The organism is Pseudomonas sp. EL_65y_Pfl1_R83 (assembly GCF_963970695.1).
Taxonomy (GTDB): domain Bacteria; phylum Pseudomonadota; class Gammaproteobacteria; order Pseudomonadales; family Pseudomonadaceae; genus Aquipseudomonas; species Aquipseudomonas tritici.
The window spans coordinates 1-434 of record NZ_CAXAQI010000494.1 but is presented as its reverse complement, the minus strand read 5'-3'; the positions used below and the strand labels follow the sequence as shown (position 1 = coordinate 434).

The window sequence follows — 434 nt, the reverse complement described above, 5'->3', positions numbered from 1 at the left end:
CGGAGATCACGGCGGTGACGGGCTATCGCGCATGGCGCTAGCGGGCGGGTTTCGCCGGTGATCTGTCGAGCGCCGAGGCCTACACGAACGCGTCCGTGCCGACCGACGACTGGCAATTCAGCCAGGAGGTTCGCATCGCCAATCCCGGCGGCGGCAGGATCGATGCGACGGCCGGGCTCTATTACTTCCGGCAATCGCTACAATCGGCGCTTCGTCTCGCTTTTGGTGCCAAAGCGGCGAATTTCCTGGGCAATACGGCCGTGCCGCCGCCATCCTTGGTCGCCTTCAATGGTGTGACGAGTTCGACCGAAGCCGACTTGAATTCGCAAAGTGTAGCTGTGTTTGCGCAGGGCACCTGGCATTTTCACCCGAGGCTCGCGCTCACGATCGGCGCGCGTGGTACATATGAACGCAAGTCGGGCGTGATCGACCGT

At 62.7% G+C, this 434-nt stretch carries 1 pseudogene; it reads left to right on the top strand.

From position 1 onward, the window contains the following. Window positions 1-95 precede the first annotated feature (95 nt). Window positions 96-434, top strand: a pseudogene (locus AACY08_RS30005) (TonB-dependent receptor); the annotation flags it as partial.